The sequence below is a fragment of the Microcoleus sp. CAWBG640 genome, assembly GCF_020883015.1.
GTDB lineage: Bacteria > Cyanobacteriota > Cyanobacteriia > Cyanobacteriales > Microcoleaceae > Microcoleus > Microcoleus anatoxicus.
Genome location: NZ_JAHRFC010000033.1, coordinates 44,109 through 63,245, shown reverse-complemented (window position 1 = coordinate 63,245; position 19,137 = coordinate 44,109). Strand labels below are relative to the sequence as shown.

Annotated in this window: 22 protein-coding genes and 1 pseudogene; 15 read left to right on the top strand and 8 right to left on the bottom strand. The window is 44.0% G+C overall.

The annotated features are described in order from the left end of the window. Window positions 1–804: 804 nt before the first annotated feature. From AAFP11_RS17405 to AAFP11_RS17390, 4 genes are all read left to right on the top strand, one after another. A complete protein-coding gene (locus AAFP11_RS17405) occupies window positions 805–2,067 on the top strand; it encodes a hypothetical protein (RefSeq protein ID WP_341738212.1) in 1,263 nt (420 codons plus the stop codon). 82 nt (window positions 2,068–2,149) lie between these two features. After that, window positions 2,150–2,737 (top strand): TIGR04376 family protein, encoded by a 588-nt coding sequence (locus tag AAFP11_RS17400; protein ID WP_341738211.1) that lies wholly within the window; start codon window positions 2,150–2,152, stop codon window positions 2,735–2,737. Between the two features lie 92 nt (window positions 2,738–2,829). Continuing rightward, window positions 2,830–3,891 carry an S-methyl-5-thioribose-1-phosphate isomerase gene (gene mtnA / locus AAFP11_RS17395; protein ID WP_341738210.1) on the top strand — a complete coding sequence of 354 codons (1,062 nt, stop codon included), beginning with the start codon at window positions 2,830–2,832 and terminating at the stop codon, window positions 3,889–3,891. Window positions 3,892–3,895: 4 nt separating this feature from the next. Beyond that, the gene (locus AAFP11_RS17390) at window positions 3,896–4,393 is read left to right on the top strand and encodes a type IV pilin-like G/H family protein (protein ID WP_341738209.1); all 498 of its coding nucleotides are present in this window, start codon (window positions 3,896–3,898) and stop codon (window positions 4,391–4,393) included. 77 nt (window positions 4,394–4,470) lie between these two features. On the opposite strand, the gene AAFP11_RS17385 is transcribed toward AAFP11_RS17390, so the two are convergent. Beyond that, window positions 4,471–4,812 carry a DUF433 domain-containing protein gene (locus AAFP11_RS17385; RefSeq protein ID WP_341738208.1) on the bottom strand — a complete coding sequence of 114 codons (342 nt, stop codon included), beginning with the start codon at window positions 4,810–4,812 and terminating at the stop codon, window positions 4,471–4,473. 104 nt (window positions 4,813–4,916) lie between these two features. Between AAFP11_RS17385 and AAFP11_RS17380 the strand changes: the two genes are divergently transcribed. Further along, window positions 4,917–5,405, top strand: a complete 489-nt coding sequence (locus AAFP11_RS17380; RefSeq protein WP_341738207.1) for a helix-turn-helix domain-containing protein — start codon at window positions 4,917–4,919, stop codon at window positions 5,403–5,405. Window positions 5,406–5,469: 64 nt separating this feature from the next. On the opposite strand, the gene AAFP11_RS17375 is transcribed toward AAFP11_RS17380, so the two are convergent. Continuing rightward, window positions 5,470–5,811 (bottom strand): DUF433 domain-containing protein, encoded by a 342-nt coding sequence (locus tag AAFP11_RS17375; RefSeq protein WP_341738206.1) that lies wholly within the window; start codon window positions 5,809–5,811, stop codon window positions 5,470–5,472. A 406-nt stretch (window positions 5,812–6,217) separates the two neighbouring features. On the opposite strand from AAFP11_RS17375, the gene AAFP11_RS17370 reads away from it, so the two are divergent. Then, window positions 6,218–6,832, top strand: a complete 615-nt coding sequence (locus tag AAFP11_RS17370; protein WP_341738205.1) for a COP23 domain-containing protein — start codon at window positions 6,218–6,220, stop codon at window positions 6,830–6,832. Between the two features lie 359 nt (window positions 6,833–7,191). Here AAFP11_RS17370 and AAFP11_RS17365 read toward each other — a convergent pair whose 3' ends face one another. Further along, on the bottom strand, window positions 7,192–8,073 hold the full coding sequence (locus AAFP11_RS17365) for a serine protease (protein ID WP_341738204.1): 882 nt from the start codon (window positions 8,071–8,073) through the stop codon (window positions 7,192–7,194). A 419-nt stretch (window positions 8,074–8,492) separates the two neighbouring features. Between AAFP11_RS17365 and AAFP11_RS17360 the strand changes: the two genes are divergently transcribed. The 3 genes and pseudogenes from AAFP11_RS17360 to AAFP11_RS17350 form a co-directional block, all read left to right on the top strand. After that, window positions 8,493–8,819, top strand: coding sequence for a DUF433 domain-containing protein (locus AAFP11_RS17360; RefSeq protein WP_341738203.1), 327 nt, complete (start codon window positions 8,493–8,495; stop codon window positions 8,817–8,819). Window positions 8,820–8,875: 56 nt separating this feature from the next. After that, a complete protein-coding gene (locus AAFP11_RS17355) occupies window positions 8,876–9,223 on the top strand; it encodes a DUF433 domain-containing protein (protein ID WP_341738202.1) in 348 nt (115 codons plus the stop codon). 3 nt (window positions 9,224–9,226) lie between these two features. Continuing rightward, a pseudogene (locus tag AAFP11_RS17350) lies at window positions 9,227–9,328 on the top strand (DUF5615 family PIN-like protein); the annotation flags it as partial. 117 nt (window positions 9,329–9,445) lie between these two features. Here AAFP11_RS17350 and AAFP11_RS17345 read toward each other — a convergent pair. After that, window positions 9,446–9,793, bottom strand: coding sequence for a hypothetical protein (locus AAFP11_RS17345; protein ID WP_341738201.1), 348 nt, complete (start codon window positions 9,791–9,793; stop codon window positions 9,446–9,448). A gap of 237 nt (window positions 9,794–10,030) precedes the next feature. Between AAFP11_RS17345 and AAFP11_RS17340 the strand changes: the two genes are divergently transcribed. Next, the gene (locus AAFP11_RS17340; RefSeq protein ID WP_341738200.1) at window positions 10,031–10,951 is read left to right on the top strand and encodes a cation diffusion facilitator family transporter; all 921 of its coding nucleotides are present in this window, start codon (window positions 10,031–10,033) and stop codon (window positions 10,949–10,951) included. A gap of 235 nt (window positions 10,952–11,186) precedes the next feature. Then, complete coding sequence (locus AAFP11_RS17335) at window positions 11,187–11,870, top strand: hypothetical protein (protein ID WP_341738199.1); 684 nt, start codon at window positions 11,187–11,189, stop codon at window positions 11,868–11,870. Here the strand turns inward: AAFP11_RS17335 and AAFP11_RS17330 are convergent. Beyond that, the gene (locus AAFP11_RS17330) at window positions 11,861–11,998 is read right to left on the bottom strand and encodes a hypothetical protein (RefSeq protein ID WP_341738198.1); all 138 of its coding nucleotides are present in this window, start codon (window positions 11,996–11,998) and stop codon (window positions 11,861–11,863) included. The genes AAFP11_RS17335 and AAFP11_RS17330 overlap by 10 nt on opposite strands. Window positions 11,999–12,025: 27 nt before the next feature. On the opposite strand from AAFP11_RS17330, the gene AAFP11_RS17325 reads away from it, so the two are divergent. Together AAFP11_RS17325 and AAFP11_RS17320 are read left to right on the top strand one after the other, a co-directional pair. After that, entirely contained in the window at window positions 12,026–12,640 is a 615-nt protein-coding gene (locus AAFP11_RS17325; RefSeq protein ID WP_341738197.1) for a hypothetical protein, read from the top strand. Between the two features lie 78 nt (window positions 12,641–12,718). Further along, a complete protein-coding gene (locus AAFP11_RS17320; protein WP_341738196.1) occupies window positions 12,719–13,336 on the top strand; it encodes a hypothetical protein in 618 nt (205 codons plus the stop codon). Between the two features lie 465 nt (window positions 13,337–13,801). Here the strand turns inward: AAFP11_RS17320 and guaA are convergent, their stop codons facing one another. The 3 genes from guaA to rpsD all read right to left on the bottom strand — a co-directional run bounded on the left by guaA (window position 13,802) and on the right by rpsD (window position 17,590). Then, window positions 13,802–15,415 carry a glutamine-hydrolyzing GMP synthase gene (gene guaA / locus AAFP11_RS17315; RefSeq protein ID WP_341738195.1) on the bottom strand — a complete coding sequence of 538 codons (1,614 nt, stop codon included), beginning with the start codon at window positions 15,413–15,415 and terminating at the stop codon, window positions 13,802–13,804. Window positions 15,416–15,579: 164 nt separating this feature from the next. After that, a complete protein-coding gene (gene cbiD, locus AAFP11_RS17310) occupies window positions 15,580–16,719 on the bottom strand; it encodes a cobalt-precorrin-5B (C(1))-methyltransferase CbiD (RefSeq protein ID WP_341738194.1) in 1,140 nt (379 codons plus the stop codon). Window positions 16,720–16,981: 262 nt separating this feature from the next. Continuing rightward, window positions 16,982–17,590 (bottom strand): 30S ribosomal protein S4, encoded by a 609-nt coding sequence (gene rpsD, locus AAFP11_RS17305; RefSeq protein ID WP_341738193.1) that lies wholly within the window; start codon window positions 17,588–17,590, stop codon window positions 16,982–16,984. A gap of 299 nt (window positions 17,591–17,889) precedes the next feature. Here rpsD and AAFP11_RS17300 point away from each other — a divergent pair, with 299 nt between their 5' ends. Beyond that, complete coding sequence (locus AAFP11_RS17300; protein ID WP_341738192.1) at window positions 17,890–18,519, top strand: hypothetical protein; 630 nt, start codon at window positions 17,890–17,892, stop codon at window positions 18,517–18,519. Window positions 18,520–18,727: 208 nt separating this feature from the next. After that, complete coding sequence (locus AAFP11_RS17295; protein WP_341738191.1) at window positions 18,728–19,075, top strand: rhodanese-like domain-containing protein; 348 nt, start codon at window positions 18,728–18,730, stop codon at window positions 19,073–19,075. The last annotated feature ends 62 nt before the right edge of the window (window positions 19,076–19,137 follow it).

The window sequence follows — 19,137 nt, the reverse complement described above, 5'->3', positions numbered from 1 at the left end:
GGAGTGCCAACATTGATACTTATTTTACCAGTTACAGACAGCGATTGCGACAAGAACACCGTGTTTTTTGGACCTGATGTCTTTAATGTCAGGAAAAGTCTATGAAACTGCCGTTTAGTATCATCTCAACATAAGTGGGTTTGTCGTCAAGGTATTTTGATTTTCTGGGAAAGTTATTTTTATAAGAAATCTTTATATATTAATTAAATTTGGTTTTTTAATTATTATATTAAGATTGATGTTGTAAAAAAATGTAAAAAAATTATTGATAAAAATTCTGATTAATTTAACGATTTTGCGATATTTCAGAGTCTATTACTAAAAAGTGATTAAGCTATGGTACAATCGAAGTTATATAATTTGGCGTAAGTTATGACAAATTAAAAGCAGACTCTGTAATATTAAAAGCCTGAAATGCTTGTTTAGATTGAAATAGCGACGCTAGTTTAGGTGACAGAGAAAAAAAATGGCAGGCGTAAAAAGTAAAGTAATATAAAGTAAAATTTTGTTTTGTATCAAAGATGGGGAAAAATTCTCTAGTAGGGATTGAAAAGAAATCAAAAATGTGGTATTGAAACAGAGAGAATCACAGAGAATCAAAGATAGGTAGCCAAAGTAAGGCCGAGCAAAATCAAGAAAAAGTCGATCGCCCAGGAAGTTGGCTACAGGCTAAACATTTTGCCAGGAGTGAGTTACAATTCACCTGTTAAGGCGAAACAACTGCTAAATTTAAAAATTATCCTGTAGAAGTCAGAAGCTAAAAGTCTCAAGGTTTTCGACAGCTCGCGAATTAAAAAAAAAACTATGTCTCAAAATGTCACCGCAAAACAGATGGGTGTGGAATCAGCCCAAGACCCGATCGCCGTAGTGGCGACAGTGGAAACAGTCACCGCCGAAACAGTGGCGGTAGAATCCTACGCCGATAGGTTGATGGATGAACTGTTTGAAGGGGTCGATCGAGCATTTGATGCAAGTGGCGGACTCCCCACAGAGCCAGTACAGCCAGAAATTATTACGCTCAAGTCCATATCGGTACCTCAAATAGTGCTGTCGCCACCGCCAGCCATGGGCTACCAGCGCTCAGAAAAAGATGTCGCAGCGATCGCCCGCCGAGTCGCCCTAGAAACAACCAAAAAACATCAGTCCAAACAATCCTTCGATAAAATGCTGCTGGGAGCAGCCTTTGGTTCCCTAATGTTAGTTTTGGGGCTGTGGTTGGCAAGTCGATCGGGACTGGTGCGTTTACCAGTGGCGGCAACCACAAGTACCACGCCGACAGCTACCACAAAAACAGCGCCAGACACGGAGTTTTCCGAATACGTGCAGCGATCGCTAGAGGCGATCGAACAAAAAAAATCACCCCAGGCAAACGTCCAACTTCCTGGAGTACCCGGAGTCGCCCCCCCAGGGACACTGCCCAACATTTCAATTTCCGGCGCGCCACCAGCTACGGCCGGTCTTTCCACAGCAGTTAACCGCGTCGCTGAGGCGATCGAGCAAGCCGCCGCCCAACAACCAGGAGCACCCACGCCCCAAGTAGTGATTATCCCACCGGCAAACACAACGGTGACAAACCCACTTCCGGCCCCAACCGTCGCAGTTTCTCCTTCAGCTAACCCTCCCTCCTCTGGGAGAGCGATCGCTGTTGCCGGTAGCACCAGTCCCAGCACTAGCCCCGTCGCCACTTCCCCTTCCCCCTCCACATCTCCCGAACCGAAAATTTCGGCTCGCGAAGAACCAGCAGCCCCCCCCGCAGCAGCCCCCCCCGCAGCAGCCCCATCAGCAGCAGCCCCATCAGCAGCAGCAGTCCAGCCGGCAGCACCGCAGTCACAACCAGCGACACCAAGCGTCAGCACCACGCCCACAGCGGCTCACACCCTGGTAGGGATTTTGGAATTGGGCGATCGCTCGGCTGCTTTATTTGAAGTAGATGGCGTAGCCCGCAGAATTTATGTCGGCGAAAGCATAGGTGCTAGTGGTTGGACTTTGGCAGAAATTAAAAATCAAGAAGCAGTGATCCGCAAAGGAGGAGATGTGCGATCGGTTTTTGTCGGTCAGAAGTTTTAATTAGTTAGTTGTTAGTAGTTAATTGTTATTGGTTATTGGCGGCTCCAATAACCAATAACTAATAAAATAGGACGAGTAAACAATGGGCTTATTTGACGATGTTAGTAGATTTTTAGAAACAAAATTAGAAGAATTCTTACGCAGCAATCCACATCTGGAATTGCAAGCAATAGAAGAACAACTCAAAGAACAAGAAGAAGACACCCTGCGACTAATTCTCGAAATCCAAAAACAAGAGAAAACCCTGCAAGCAGAAATTCTGTCAACAGCCGAAGAAATTCAACGCTGGAACGATCGCATCAATAAAGCCAAAGCATCTCAAAGGCTCGACCTCGCCCAAGCAGCCCAAGAAAGACAAGCAGCTTTACTACGTCAGGGAAATCAGCGCTGGGGTCAAATGCAAGGCTGTAAAGAACGGATTGAAAAAGCCAAAGAACTTTATCGCCAAATTCAGCTACGGCGAAAAGAAGTGCGAGCAAAAGCAGCCGCAGCAGCCACTAGCAATGCTGCGAAAACGGCTACCAAAACCGAGCAGAGTTGGGATACAAAGGGTTGGAATCAGAGTTCCAATTATAGCAGTTTTAGTGCCGCCGACCCTTTAGAAGAAAAGTTTCAACGCTGGGAAGCAGATGAAGAACTCGATCGCATGAAACGCAATATGAATCGATAATTTATAATCAATCTCAAATCTCTCTCTTCTCTTCCTCTGCGCCCTCTGCGCCCTCTGCGGTTCAATTATTCCTAACCACATAAATCAAATCCATGACTACTCAAAACACCCCCGTTTCCCCCGTCACCTGGCTTGAAGACCGAGTTATACTAATTGACCAAAACCGACTCCCCCAGGAATACAGCACAGTCGAAATTAGCCGCAGTGATGACATGGCCGAGGCGATTAAAACTATGATAGTTCGCGGTGCTCCGGCGATCGGGGTAGCAGCAGCTTACGGAATGTATTTGGGTGCGAGGGAAATCGAAACGGGCGATCGCACCGAATTTTTGACTAAACTAGAAAAAGTCGGCGATTTACTGCGATCGACCCGTCCCACTGCGGTAAACTTGTTTTGGGCAATATCGCGAATGCTCAAAACAGCCGATCGAACTAGCGGTTCCGTCGAACAAATCCAAAAAACTTTGCTAGAAATGGCAAAAACCATTCAAGCAGAAGACTTGCAAACCTGTAAAGATATCGGCGACAAAGGTTTGGAAGTTCTGCCCGCTACACCCGAAAAATTAACATTACTAACTCACTGCAACGCCGGTGGTTTAGCAACAGCGGGCTACGGTACAGCTTTAGGTGTCATTCGTTCAGCTTGGCGAGAAGGCAGACTCGGCAGAGTTTTTGCCGACGAAACACGTCCCCGCCTTCAAGGCGCAAAACTGACAACTTGGGAATGCGTCCAAGAAGGAATTCCCGTTACCTTAATTGCCGACAATATGGCCGCCCACTGCATGAAACAAGGCATGATTCACGCCGTAGTTGTCGGTGCAGATAGGATTGCTGCTAATGGTGATGCAGCCAACAAAATTGGCACCTACAGTTTAGCAATTATTGCCAAAGCTCACAACGTTCCTTTCTTTGTAGCCGCGCCTCTTTCTACCATTGATTTTGAACTTTCTGACGGGAGTCAGATTCCCATTGAAGAACGCGATCCCATTGAAATGTATCAAGTTGGGACTACGCGGATTTGTCCTGTGGGAGTCGAATTTTATAATCCCGCTTTTGATGTAACTCCTGCGGAACTAATCTCAGGAATTATTACAGAATATGGCACTGTTGCTCCTGCACAATTGAAACAGTTTCAGGCAAAACAATTGGTTTAAGACTATGTTACTAAACCGCTTAATTCAACAGGTATCTCTGAAAATAAGCCGGATTTATAGCTGCCAAAACTGGCAGATTGGAGCAATTTTAACAACTCTAACTCTGCCCGTTTTTTTCTGTACAGCCTCGGAAGCTCAATCATCAAAAACGGTGAAAGCTAAGGAAGCAGAAGGCAAACAATACGTTATTTCCCTGAATAAAGCTCAGCAAGCTTACTATGCAGAAAATACGGGGTTTACAAGTTCCATTGCCAATTTAGGATTGGGGATAAAACCTGAAAGTCCCAATTACAAATACTCCATTAGTACGGGAAACAAAGCTGTATTTAATTATGGAGTTTCCCAACAACCAAATCTGAAAAGTTTTGTGGGAGGAGTGTTTTTGATCGGAAATACTACCAAAACAATCCTGTGTCAAACTGCTGCTAGCACGAGGAAGCCAGCAACTCCTACTAACAAGAATGGTACTTTAGCCTGCGCTGCTGGAACGGCTAAGATTTAGAGATAAATCACGTCTCATCGATAGCTGCGCCCGATATTGAGGGTCGATATTTTCATCTAATAGGTATTTAACAGTCATCAATAAACTCGATCTAGTTGTTGAGATTTCTGATTTTGCTCTTTAAGCTGACGCATTTTCAAGACAAAAGGTGATGGATTGCGATCGTATTCAGCTTCAGCTTTGAGGCAATATTCTAACCAATCTCCTACATATTTGCCGACAGTTTTTGTATTTTCCAGATAGTACAAAATAGTAGCATAAACTTGAGCCATCGTCACTGTCCGAAATTTTTGAGCTATGGATTCTGGAGTTTGGCCGCGGTGGATGTATTCGTAGAGAATGTGTTCGATACCGACGCGGGTTCCTTTGATGCGGATATCTTCTGGTGTTAAAAATTCAAAGTAATCTTCTAATTGCATGATTGTTGTTCATTTTCAATGTGAGTTTTGAGTGTATACTGAGTTTAGCATATCAGCTACATTATATACTATAATAGCATTAAACGAATTCAGGAAACATTTCCATGAACAGGCAAAAAATACTCCTAGATCCGGTTTTACCGACAGAAGAAGAAACAATAGCTATCAAGTTGTTGGATAAAATGTTAAGCATCAAGACAGAAAATGGTGATTCTGAAACATCCAAAGTAAAACTTGTGGAAGTTGGCGGGGAAGAAATCGCACTTCCTGAATCGCTCTATCAATTGTTGTGTCAAGCCGCACATTTAATGGCTGCTGGTAAAGCAGTATCTTTAGTGCCAATTGAGCAAGATATGACTGTTGAAGAAACTGCTAGTTTGCTGAATGTGTCGCCAGAATTTGTGGTCAAATTGCTCGATGATGGGGAAATTGCCTATGGAAAAGTAGGAAACCAGCGGCGGATTAGTTTGGTAAGTGCGATCGCCTATAAACAGCAGCGTACTATTAAGCGCCGTGAAATTCTCAAGGAATTAGCTGAGTTTAGCCAAGAAGAGGAATTGCATGAGACTAGAGTATACAGTTCTTATAATTGATGATACAAAAGCTGCACCCGATATTCAGGATCGATATTTTCGTCTAACAGATATTTGACACTCATTAATAAACTCGATCTAGTTGTTGAGATTTCTTATTTTGCTCTTTAATCTGACGCATTTTCAAGACAAAAGGTGATGGATTGCGATCGTATTCAGCTTCAGCTTTGAGGCAATATTCTAACCAATCTCCTACATATTTACCTACAGTCTTTGTATTTTCCAGATAGTACAAAATCGTAGCATAAACTTGAGCCATAGTCACTGTCCGAAATTTTTGAGCTATGGATTCTGGAGTTTGGCCGCGGTGGATGTATTCGTAGAGAATGTGTTCGATACCGACGCGGGTTCCTTTGATGCGGATATCTTCTGGTGTTAAAAATTCAAAGTAATCTTCTAATTGCATGATTGTTTATCATTTTTACTGTGAGTTTTGAGTGTATGCTGAGTGTAGCACATTGGCTACTTCAACTCCCCGCAGTCCGGCAGGGGTTGAAACCCCTGCCTCAAAGCGAAAGTCCTCTGAAGAGGACTAAAGAAATTATCAGTCATCTTCTCAGTCCTCTTTAGAGGACTTTCGCTATTAGCCAGGGGTTTGAACCCCTGGCGGTTTTCGGGAATACGTTAGTTAGCTGATGTAGAAATCTTCAAGTTATTTAGGACTTGTGCATCAAGACCAAAGAAACCGGGTTTTTAGGAATTTTTGCCGTCTTTAACGAAGTATTGTCGAAAAAAACCCGGTTTCTGACCGGTGCATCTAAGACTATTATCGCTCTTGTTGTCTATCAAAATTTTATCGAGGATTCAGTACCGTGAGTAATAGTGGAAAATTCTTTAACGTCACAAATCTGACTATCGGTGTACTGGGTTTGTTAGCGGCTGTTGTCGGTGCGGGAATTGCTTTTGTTCAAGGTTGGCCGCCTGTACTTTTTGGGAAAAAAGACCATTTTTTCTGCGAACTTCGCCCAGATACTCAGCGGGGAGGTGAGGTTTGGACTGTGATGTACCGTCACGATAAAGGTGTGCAACCTTGGCTGAAAATGGTGACAACTTTAGGCGGTGGTTATACACCGATAAGACGCTGCGAAATAATTTCTGAACGCTTGGAAACTTATCGTAAAGATGGTTTGACTCAGTTAGGTTATAGAGGTGATTCTAATACACCGGATCAATATGTGATTTGTGCTAAAACTAAGTTGAGTGGCGATAATTGTCCGCTGTTGGTGACATTGAAGCCTGGTACGCAAAGGTCGGCTTATAAATCATTGCAAGATATTACTGAAGATTTGCGTAACGGTACTGGGGTTTATCAAGGTAGCGAGGGTAAGTTGGCAAATTCTAATTTTTCTCCGGCTTCGCCAGTGATTGATTTAACTCCTTTTTTGGCAGAGGAGGATCGGATTGCTGGATCTAATTCTGCTAAGTGATGTTAAATTTATAGGAATTACGCATGGGGTTCAGAAACCGGGTTTTTGCGAAAATACTTGGTTTCAGCCGACAGATTCGGAAAAAACCCGATTTCTTTGGTCGGAGTGCGTAAGTCCTGATTCATTGAAAAGTTCGTTTTGGCTAATTGTTATAACCCTCAATTTGCTGGCAACATCCTGGCTGGTAAGTCACAGTGCCAGGTATCGGAAACCCAGACACCGCAGGACTTCGTGGATTTTACCTCCTTCACAATTCTTAATAAAAACTTGAAGCCTTTATAGGTTACGCTCTACAAAATTCCAAAAAAAAGCCCCACCGCACCCCGACGCTCGGAAAGTTTAAGCACGCTCGGAAAGTTTTAATTCCCCGGAGTTTGAATAGGAGTTGGTGGATCCATTGGAGTTGGTGTCGGACCCGGAGTTGGTGGATCATCTACCGGAGTTTGCCTATGGTACGGAGATTCCCAGATCTCGTGTGATTTTCTAAAAGTTGGAACTAAAACTAGATTTGCCAGATAAGTTTTAATCGGAATTCCCCACCGAAAAGTATTAACTTGTACCCCTCCACCAGCAACTCTTGCCGCCGCTTGTTGCAGCGCCGCTTGCTGCTGCGGAGACAAACTTGCTTGCTGACTCTGCAAATCAGCAACAATTTGAGCGTCCGTCTTCCCGTGAACTGCCACCACTTTCCCGCTAGTATCTAAAACAGGCCCGCCACTCATACCGCCATAAGTAGAAGCATCATAGGAAATCCCATAACCCTGTTCCAACACATCTAATCCCGATACCGAACCTCGCACAAATTGTCTCACCAATTTGCCACCACCAGCCCTGTCAGGAAACCCAGAAATGTAGATTTGATCTGTTTGTTTCACGCTATCGGAATCGCCAAGATTGAGATTCGGGTAAGGACAAGTTTCCCCGGCTGACGGAAACGTTACCACTGCTAAATCCAGATTAGGATTTGCTTGGATGCTGTTAGTTTTATGAAGTTTTTGGTCATTAGTTTGCAGGTTCAAACTACGCCCTTCCACCACATGACGTGCCGTGAGAACCGTACAAACTCCCGTCGGCCCTGGCACAATAAAGCCCGTACCGTGTCCGCCTTCATTTTGGTAGGAAATCAGCACGAGACTATTTTTAACTGTTTCAGCAATTTCTTGAGATGACTTCGGCTGGGAGCAACTTGTTAAGGAGAGTCCGATGAGGGTAAAAATTAGCCAGCAAGAGCGGAATTTCATGAATTTTGCTGATAGTTTTAGAGAATAAGGGAGTAAATGAATGATTTCTACAACAGTGATCTGTTGTTTTCTAGGTAGGAGATTAATATGAAAGTATACCATTTTTTTGCGATCGTAGCTACGGGTAAGGAGATTGGAGCGATCGGAGGTGAGAAGTGAAGATTTAAAGCCTCTCGATATCTCGCTTGTAGCCAAGTCTAGATCCCCCTAAATCCCCCTTAAGAAGGGGGACTTTGACTGCACTCCTGTCCCCCCCTTCTTAAGGGGGGCTAGGGGGGATCTAGATTTTGTGGACTCACTTAATCTATCGACAGCAACGAAGTCTTTTCGTAAAAACCCGGTTTCTGGGCCCATGCGTAAGTCCTATTCCGTTATAATTTAGCTAGGATATTCTATCTGTAAAAATGGGATAGTAAATAATGACACTCACCGAATTAAAAATCGATCTAGCATCCTTAAATTCAGCCGACAAAGCAGCGGCTATAGAAATTTTACTTCAAACCTTAAGCACTGGTGCTATAGGCATTAAAAAGACTCCTGGCGTGTGTGGCGGCGATGCCTGCGTTGGCAATACTCGCATACAAGTTTGGGTACTTGTGGGTTATCGCCGTCTCGGATGCAGCGATGCTGAACTTTTTAAGTGCTATCCCCATTTGACTGCGGCTGACTTAGTAAATACTTGGGCTTATGCTGATGCTTACCCAGAAGAAATTGAACAAGCAATTAAAGAAAATGAGGAAGCCTAAAACCTGGCGCGAATTTGCTATAATCTAACTAATATCAAATCCGAACGATCGCACTTATGACCATACAAGAATTAGAAACTCAAGTCTTAACCTTAAATCCCGTTGATAAAGCTAAACTCATCAGCATCCTAACTCAAACTTTAACCAACGGTTCTCTAGGCATTAAAAAAACTCCCGGTGTGTGCGGAGGCGATGCTTGTATCGGCAATACTCGGATACCAGTTTGGTCGCTGGTGTGCGATCGCCGTTTGGGTGCTTCCGATGGTATCATCCTAGAATCATTTCCCGATCTAACCGCCGCTGACTTGGTAAATGCGTGGGCTTATGCTGATGCTTACCCAGAAGAAATTGAACAAACAATTAAAGAAAATGAGGAAGTTATGGAAGAAAGCGAGGTTTATTAAAAGTTGGCACGTTTTTACACAGATGAAAATTTTCCACTGGTAATCGTGGAATTACTGCGAACTTTTGGTCACGATGTTTTGACATTCCAGGAAGCTGGAAATAGTAAGGTGCGTCGCCTTCTACCATCTGCAAGTTTCATCTAACATATAGCAGCGACACACCCGACAAAGAACGCACCTCACTTAAAAAAAACACTATACAAACGATCGAGCTTTAAATTCTCAACCTACTTGTTCTAGATATTGAGCCAAATCATCTCGCAGGCGGCTCAGTTCGGCTTCAGTGGTCACGCGCACCCGATCGTCCCGAACCGTAATCAGCACTTTCGCAGCAAAGGGAGTCGGCCAGATATTCGGATTGCAGAACACCTCAAAAAATACCTCCCCTGCATAGCGGTATTCCATCGGCTTCTGGGGAGAAGCTTTGCCGCCCGCAGTTTTGGCTGCGACTGCTTTGAGACTTTCCATCAAAGTGGCGATCGCACTTTGCAAATCCCGCGCAGCTTGGGGGGAAAAGCTAAAGGAGACAGAACCTTCAACTAAATTCAGCGTAAATTGAGCAACAGACATAAGCAATCAAATTTAACAGACGTTAATGCTAAAAGATACAGTAACCCAAAGCAAGTACATTACAGCTAAATTGGGCTGCGATCGGGCGATTAATTAAAAATAATCTCAAGAAGCTAGGCAGTATTAATGAAGATCGATCTAGCCGTAAGCTAGATGACGCAAGACTTTTAACCTTTTGTTACTCGATCGGCTTTAAACTAGAAATTAGAAATTTTGATTTCTGATTCAGGAGACTCTATGCTAGCCGATAACCGTTCCGAAATCCGTAAGGTATTAATCATTACGTTATTGCTAAATATACTGGTGATGGCAATTAAAGCCGTCGTGGGTTGGTTGACAGGTTCTCTTAGTTTGTTAGCAGATGCCTTGCACAGTGTCACAGACAGTGCTAATAATATTTTAGGACTGGTGACTAATCATTATGCCAATCCCCAACCCGATCGCGATCATCCCTACGGACATCAGAAATTTGACGCGATCGGAGCTCTGGGAATTGCTGTTTTTTTGGGAATTGCCTGTTTTGAAATTCTCAGCGGCGCTGTTGAAAGGTTGCTACATGGTGGCAAAATTGTCAAAATATCCCCGAATGAACTATGGATATTGCTGATTGTACTAGGAATCAATATTTTTGTTACTTTTTACGAGCGCAGGGTTGGGAAACGCCTTGGTAGTGCTATTCTAGTGGCGGATGCTCAACATACGATGAGTGATGTTTGGGTAACAATCATGGTAATTGCTGGGTTGATTGGTGTTTGGCAAGGACAGGTTTGGAATATACCTCAATTGCAATCCCTAGATGTATTTTTGTCTTTTCCTGTGGCTTTGTTGGTGTTTCACAGCGGTTGGAAGGTGCTAACAGAAAATCTACCTTGGTTGGTGGATGAAATGGCGATCGCACCGGAGATTATTCACGAGATCGCGATGGATGTACCCGGAGTTGTCAACTGTCACTCGATCGCCTCTCGTGGCGTAGTCGGGCGTCAGGTGTTTATTGATATGCACATGATTGTGGATGCGGCTGATGTAGAAACTGCTCACCGGATTACAGAAGAAGTAGAAGCCCATTTGGAAGAACGTTTCAGTCCTGTACGCATCTTAATTCACGTTGAGCCACCCGCTTATAAGTCCGATCAAATCAGCTATGATTATGAAAAATGAATTTATTAGTTATTAGTTATTAGTTATTAGTAATGCCCGATGCCCGATGCCCGATGCCCGATGCCCAATTCCCAATTACCAATTACCAAAGGTATTCTGTTTTTTTAGCGATCGGACCTAAAAAAACCAGCCTCAAGACATACAGAAAAATCGTCTCAGAGAATTGCGCCGCATGGAAATGCCACAAGCTATGCTACGATGTGATAAAACTCCAGATGCAGAACAGACTCGATAAATGACCATCGAGGCTAAAAAATATCAGAGTCGCCCTGTACTATCAAATCCATTGCCAGTAATGAGTCCTGAGAATACCTTACACGACGTATCCACTGATGTAGATTCCTTGTCTACAAGTGCAGCAGACAGCCAGTCTCCTGAACATAATCCTGAATCACCCCAGCCAGAACTTCAGGCAGAACTTCAGCCAGAATCTCAGCCAGAATCTCAGCCAGATGCTCAGTTAGAAATTCAGCCAGAATCTCAGCCAGAATCTCCAGAAATTCAGCCAGAACCTCAGACAGATTCTCCAGAAATTCAGCCAGAATCTCAGCCAGATTCTCCAGAAATTCAAGCAGAAAAAGTAGGCAAGCCTACTCCAAAGCCAATCAAGAAATCTGACTTAGCCCACCAGTCAAAACCTCAACAAGATGCTCCTGAAGCAAAAGTAGAAAGCGACAGCAAGCCTACTCCGAAGCCAATCAAAAAAGGTGACTTGCCTGCTGTCTCAGAACCTCAATCAGATGCTCCCACAGAATCCGCACCAGAAGCAAGCCAGTCTACTCCAAAAGCGAAGAAAATAATTGGAGGAGTGTCTAAATCACCATCTCAGAGAAGTCCTTCCAGGGATGGAGCGGAAAGCGGAGGTGGTTTCAATATGGCGACTCAAAGACCGCCAAAAGCACCTAAGTCTCAATCTTGAAGCACGACGATCGATTTCTCTGACTTACCATGCGATCGCCTCGATCGCACATTTAAAATATTATAATCAAAATAGCACAAAGCAAAAGGCGATCGCCCTTTCTCTATGCTAAAATAACCTACATACATTAGCCAACATAAATTTGGGAGGTTAGTATGCCTTTCAGCGCTTACAAAACAGTCAGTTCAGTTCTCAAAGAATTTCAGATTACCTACACCGAATCTAATTTCGTAGTAGAAACAGAGTTTCAGATACCTGACTATTTTCGAGAAGATTTAGAATTTACTATGCGAGAAGGAGTGGTTGATAATTCGGAATTTGCCATTTGCGAAAATTTGATTTATCCACTGCTCAAAGAAGTTTGGAAGCACTATTACACTGGGTTCGTTTTGTGGAGTCATCAATCTCTCACCTACGACCAATATCTTTCTGGATTTCCTGAATATATCTTGGCTAAACGTTCTATTTTAGGAAAAGTTGTCTTTGAACAACCTTACTTTCTATTAGTGGAAGCGAAACAAGATAACTTTGAAAACGGATGGGCTCAGTGTTTGGCTGAAATGATTGCTGCACAGCGACTGAATAAAAACCCCGATCAAGAAGTATTTGGAATTGTCTCAAATGGCGGAGTATGGCAATTTGGTAAGCTAAAGTCTAATAATTTTACTAAGAACAAACAATCTTACTTGATTGATGACTTGAATCTACTATTTGCTACGATCAATTACGTGTTTAAACAATGTGAATTGCTTCTGGAACCTGATGATTAAACAGTGCGATAGCCCTTTAATAGTATGCTAAAATCAGCCCAATAACATAACTAACCTAAACTTAGTTAGGAATTTATTATGCCATTTAGTGCTTACAAAACCATCGATACCGTTGTCAAAGAATTTCAGATTACCTACACCCAATCTAACTTTATTATTGAAACTGAATTCCCTATCCCCGACTACTTTCGAGAAGACTTGGAAATCGTTATGCAAGACGGCGCGGCAGACTGTTCGGAATTTGCCATTTGCGAAAATCTGATTTATCCAGTTTTGAAGGAAGTTTGGAAGCAATATCGCCAAAAATTTATATTGTGGAGTCACAAATCCTTAACCTATGACGAAAATCTATCAGGATTTCCTGAGTATATATTAGCGAAAAAGTCTCCGTTGGGAAATGTTGTGTTTGACAAACCTTACTTTTTGTTAATTGAAGCAAAACAGGATAATTTTGAGTGGGGATGGGCGCAGTGTATGGCTGAAATGATTGCAGCGCAAAAGCTGAATCAAAAACCAGAACAAGAGGTAATTGGAATTGCTTCTAATGGAAAATTATGGGAATTTGGTAAACTTAAAGGGAATGTTTTTACTCGCAATCAAACGTTTTATACAATTCAAGAATTAGACAAACTTTTTGCTGCGATAAATTATGTGTTTCAGCAGTGTGAATTGCTCCTGGATGCTGAAAAAAGCTGAAATGGGCGATCGCAATTAAACACTCTTTTTGCCTACAGTTCATCAGGATCGATCCCCATCGCCCTTGTCGATCCTTATTTCTGCTTTATTGAGACTATTATTTTCTCCAGTTGTAATCGACTTCTCATCACTATTTACTTGGTTGTTTGTTTTTATTGTCATAGCACTTGCATCTTTTGCAGATGAATGGTTGAATGATTTTAGCGACCGCAATAAAAGTTCCTTACATTTTGTATTAAAAGCGATTTTTCACAATCGGGTTATTACCAAAATAACTATTCACAATTTTTAAAGTTATGGCTATTTTCCTAATCATTATGGGTGTGATTGTTTTGAATTTTACAGGTGTATCTCATTAATTGGATTTTTCAACCGCAGATGTCAGCCGATGAACGCAGATGAACGCAGATGAACGCAGATGGGATTTTATCTGCGTTTATCTGTGTTAAAATAATCTTCGATCTATCATTCCCACTCGATCGTTCCAGGCGGCTTAGAAGTAATGTCGTAAACCACGCGGTTCACCCCTTTAACTTCATTCACAATCCGATTTGAGATTAATTCCAACAAATCGTAAGGAACTCGCGCCCAATCGGCCGTCATCCCATCTTCACTGGTAATAAACCGCAAGACAATTGGGTAAGCATAGGTGCGTTGGTCTCCCATCACCCCTACACTGCGAATGGGAAGCAAAACTGCAAAAGCTTGCCAAAGTTCGTTGTACAATCCGTGTCGATTAATTTCTTGGCGCACCACCAAGTCAGCATCCCGCAAAATATTTAATCTTTCGGCGGTAACTTCTCCCAGAATCCGAATCGCTAATCCCGGCCCAGGGAAAGGTTGTCGGTTGACTATTTCTTCTGGAAGCCCGATCGACCGGCCGACTTTTCGCACTTCATCCTTGAACAATTTTCGCAGCGGTTCGATCAGCTTAAAGCACAAATCTTTAGGTAAACCGCCGACGTTGTGATGGCTTTTAATTTTAACAGCAACTCTTTCACCACTTTTGGGATCTACATTAGTGTCAGCAGATTCAATTACATCTGGGTAAAGAGTACCTTGGGCGAGGTAATCGAAGGGTCCAAGACGTTTCGATTCTGCTTCAAATACGCTGATAAATTCGTGACCAATCCGCTTGCGTTTTACTTCCGGATCGGTAACACCTTCAAGCTGAGCTAAAAAGCGTTCGCGAGCATTAACATACTCAACATCAATGTGGAATTGCTCTTTAAATAATTTCACCAACCGTTCCGGTTCATACTTCCGCATAAACCCTTGGTCGATAAACATACAGGTAAGTTTATCGCCGATCGCCCTATGCAGCAAAAAAGCCAAAGTTGAAGAATCAACCCCGCCGGATAGAGCCAATAATACTCGTTTGTCTCCGACTCTGGCTCTAATTTCACGAATCGATTCCTCGACAAAAGTAGCTGTCGTCCAAGTCGGTTCGCACTCGCAAATATGATAAACAAAATTACGAATTAAAGCCTGTCCACCGATGGAATGAACTACTTCTGGATGAAACTGAACTCCGTACAAATTTTTGTCGTGATTAGCAATTGCCGCACAGGAAGTATTTTCCGTGTGAGCTAGAATCGCAAAACCTTCTGGCAATTGGGTACAAGAATCTCCATGGCTCATCCACATGGTGCTACCATCTTCGACATTAGTCAACAAATCCGTAGGGTCGTCAATGGATAGGGATGCCTTGCCATATTCGGCTAACTTAGCGCGATCGACTACCCCTCCGAGTTGCTTGACCATCAACTGCATCCCGTAGCAAACACCCAACACGGGTATTCCTAAATGCCAAATTTCCGGGTCACATTGAGGAGCTCTTTCGTCATATACAGAACTCGGCCCACCTGAAAGAATAATTCCTTTAGGAGCGATCGCTGCTAACTGTTGGGCAGTAGTGCGGTAAGAAATAACTTCTGAATATACTTGAGTTTCGCGAATGCGGCGAGCAATCAGTTCGGAATATTGCGAACCGAAGTCGAGAATCACGATCTTCTGGCGATCGATCTGCCCTAGAGAAGAGTTGCTTAGGGCGGATTCAGTTTCTATTTGAGTAGTCACGGTTAGTGGGTAATTGCTAATTGCTAATGGGTAGAACCTAGAACCGAGATTATTCGTCTGAAATAAACCTAGGTAATTAAGGTCTAGGGAGTTGGAATTAAGACTTAATTAAGTATTATCCCCGATCGATCTTGGAGCAAGAGTTACGGGATATTCACACCACATTAACAAATTTGTGTCAAAAATGTATCTCCTAGTTCACTTTTAACAATAATTTTGCGATCGCGCCCGAACATCACTGAACCCACGGGCACACGCTGCCCGCTGTGAGTAAACACGCAATCCGATGAGCGCAAGTCTATCTGTTGAGCGATGTCGCCGTAAATGCGATCGACCCAATTGCTGTGATTCTCCGCATCAAAAACCCGCAGTTGCTCCAGAGCATCTTCCGCGCTAGCAGCCTCAAAAATCGAGGAACACAAATCAGACGGCATTCCGGCCCGCGCACAAAAAGCTGTCAGAATTTCGCGCCGCCCATCGGCGAGGTGGTGATGAGTGTGAAAAATCCCCGCCGCCAATTTCATTAACTTTCCGTGATAGCCAAACAGCAGAATGGATTTCACACCCTGAAATCCAGCCTCTGCGAGTAAAGGGCCTAGCCAATTAGCGGTTTTGACCAGCCGCTGCGGATCGATGCCCAGTTGTCTAGCCAAATCCAAGCCATTTTCGCCGATGCAAAACACCAAACAGTCAAATAGCTGGGCTTTTTGTTGTAGTTGTTCGCGGTAAATTTCCAACTGTCCGGGGGCGCTCAAGGGTTGAGAAATGCCCGTTGTACCCAGCAGCGACAGTCCTTCTACCACACCGAAAGCTTCGTTGGAAGTACGGGTTGCCAGTTGGCGACCTGATGGCAGAATCAAGGTGACAGTAATTTTTTCTCCGGTTTGGAGTTCTCGGCTGAGATTCACACGCAACAGCCGCTGGGCATAATCGTAGATTGCCGCTCCTCCACCGGTTTTGTGATGTCCAATTCCCTCGCCCCCAACAATCAGTATTTGTTCTTGTGCTTCCTCAATTTCTCCCTCGGACACTCTCCGTAATTCCACCATTGCCCAAACTGGGGTATGGCGAGTCAGATCTAGGTTGTCACCAGGGTCAGAGCGAGTCACAGCTAAAGCTGTGTCAGTTTTTATTACAGATACTTGTTCGATGGGTACTGATGCGGTTATTATGGGTTCTAGTAAATCTACTGAGACGCTATCTACAGATTGAATACCTCTACGCAAACAGCGCAGGGCGGCTAGTGCGGCAGCACAGGCAAATACTGGGAGTGTGTACCCGGAACGAGGTTGAGTTTTTGTCATGATGGATTGTTGATATCTGTAAATTTACTGATGAGAAGCATCACAGAGCAGGAGTGACACCGCTCAAATATTTAAGCCTAGTTAGCGATCGAGTTGGCTGTCAATCGCAGTTAGCGTCATTTTTGTCAATTGTTTTTGACGGGGCTTTAGACCCTTTTTTTGGTAAACTAACTCAAAAAAAGCCAAAATTTAAAAAAATCCCAGCCTCTAAAAAGGGCTGGGATTTTTTTAAGTTATAGAAAAAGTGCGTTTGACCAATAACTTAAGCTTGACGTGAATAGTATTCCACAACTAGCAGTTCGTTAACCTGAAGCGCAATCCACTCGCGTTCCACAATGCCATTAACTTTACCAACGAGTTTTTGCTTATCAAATTCCAAGTGACTTGGCAAGTGAGCCAACCCTGGATCTTTGAGATTCGCTTCCACCATTTGGCGCGAACGTTCCCGATTTTTTACCGAAATGACATCTCCAGGCTTGCACTGATAGCTGGCGATATTAACTTCGCGATCGTTCACAGTCACATGACCGTGATTTACCAATTGTCTAGCAGACGGAATGGTAGGAGCCATTCCCATCCGAAACACAGTGTTGTCCAAGCGCATTTCCAAGAATTGCAGTAACACTTGACCTGTGGAGCCGGTAACTCGGCGGGCTTTCCGAACGTAACGAAGCAGTTGACGTTCTGTCACACCGTAATTGAAACGGAGTTTTTGCTTTTCTTGCAAGCGAACCGCATACTCAGAGAGCTTTTTGCGGTCTTGACCATGTTGCCCAGGTGGATAATCCCGTCTGGGTGTTTTTCGAGTCAGCCCAGGCAAATCCTTGAGGCGACGGACGATTCTTAATCGGGGACCCCGATATCGAGACATTGATTTTCCTCTGTAATGTCTGTATAAAATTTTATACAGGCTTTATATTTTGGCACTCTCAGGTGTAAAACGCTGAGATTTTTGGTTCTGCGAGACGACTTCCCGACGCAGAATTACTCTAATATCAGTAGTAGTCATCTCTCCCCAAACGTTGTTCGGAGCGGTGTCCGAAAGTTTCGGTATGCCCTACCGTACTCAATTTTTGACCCGTTGCTTATCGTATCACACAAAATCTGAATTGAAAGCCGATCGCCCGATCGCACCAAATTAGTGACAAAAATTCATAAATTAAATCCCCCATGCACCACCCCAAATTTTCCCAAAGTTCGGCCACACTCCCAGCAGCCAAAGGCTCACCGCCTAGTGGGCGCTGGATTTTAGCCCTGGGAACACAACTAGCAACCATCGGTTTGCTGGCCACCATACTGCCTCCCATGCCCGCATCAGCCATCACGATTAGATTCCCTCGCACTAAAAATGCCTATCGCGCCTGCTCTGTGGAACTAATGGGAGCCGGACTTACCGCAGATGCAGCGGCCAGCGCTTGCGCCGACGCGCTCCACCCCCGCGACATCTCTAAGTGCGTGGTTCAAATCAACCGCAAAACGAATATTGCCGCGGTGGAGGCCCTTGGTAGCTGTCAGCGAGTGCGTCGCCCCCTACAGTTGGCAACTTGCGTAGTGGACATTAACACCAAATCTCGGACTACAACCACAACGCCGCTGTTGGTGCTGGATCAGTGTCGCCGCAGTTTATTACCAGAACAATTTTCCGAATGCGTAGTAGGATTGAGCCGTCAGGTAGACTTTTCGCTCGATCGCCTAATGAATACTTGTCTCGACACTAGGGAGAAAGTAAGTCAAGTAGACGATCGTCCCATACCAAAACTTCCTGTGGATTTAATTGCACCACCTTCTCGGCTAAATTAATTGATCATTGGACATTGGGCATTGGGCATTTTGTTACTCGTTCCCAGGCTCTGCCTGGTAACGTAGATCCGGAGGCTCTGCCTCCAATTCTCCTCAAAGCTTGCGAGGCAGAGCAAGAGTGACATCCGTTCCCAGGCAGAGCCTGGGAACGAGTCAAATCGGGCATTACTCTTCCTTCTTCCTTCTTCCTTCTTCCCTCTTTGATTTAATGTCACAAATTTTTGGTCAAATTACTGTCGAAGAATTAAGCCAGCGTTTAGCAGAAGCAACTACGGAGCGATTGCAGCTTGTAGATGTGCGAGAACCTCACGAAGTGGAACTCGCCTCACTCCCAGGATTTGCAATTTTTTCCCTCAGCGAATTTGCCACCTGGTCAACGGAAATAGACGATCGCCTCGATCGCGACACCGAAACCCTAGTTCTGTGTCATCATGGAGTGCGATCGGCTCAAATGTGCCACTGGTTGAGCGATCGAGGCTTCACCAACGTTAAAAACATCATTGGCGGTATCGATGCTTATGCCATGGTAGTCGATCGGACCATCCCCCGGTACTAATAGCAAATTATGTACCTAGGAGTTCTCTTCCTCTGCGCCCTCTGCGCCCTCTGTGGTTAAAT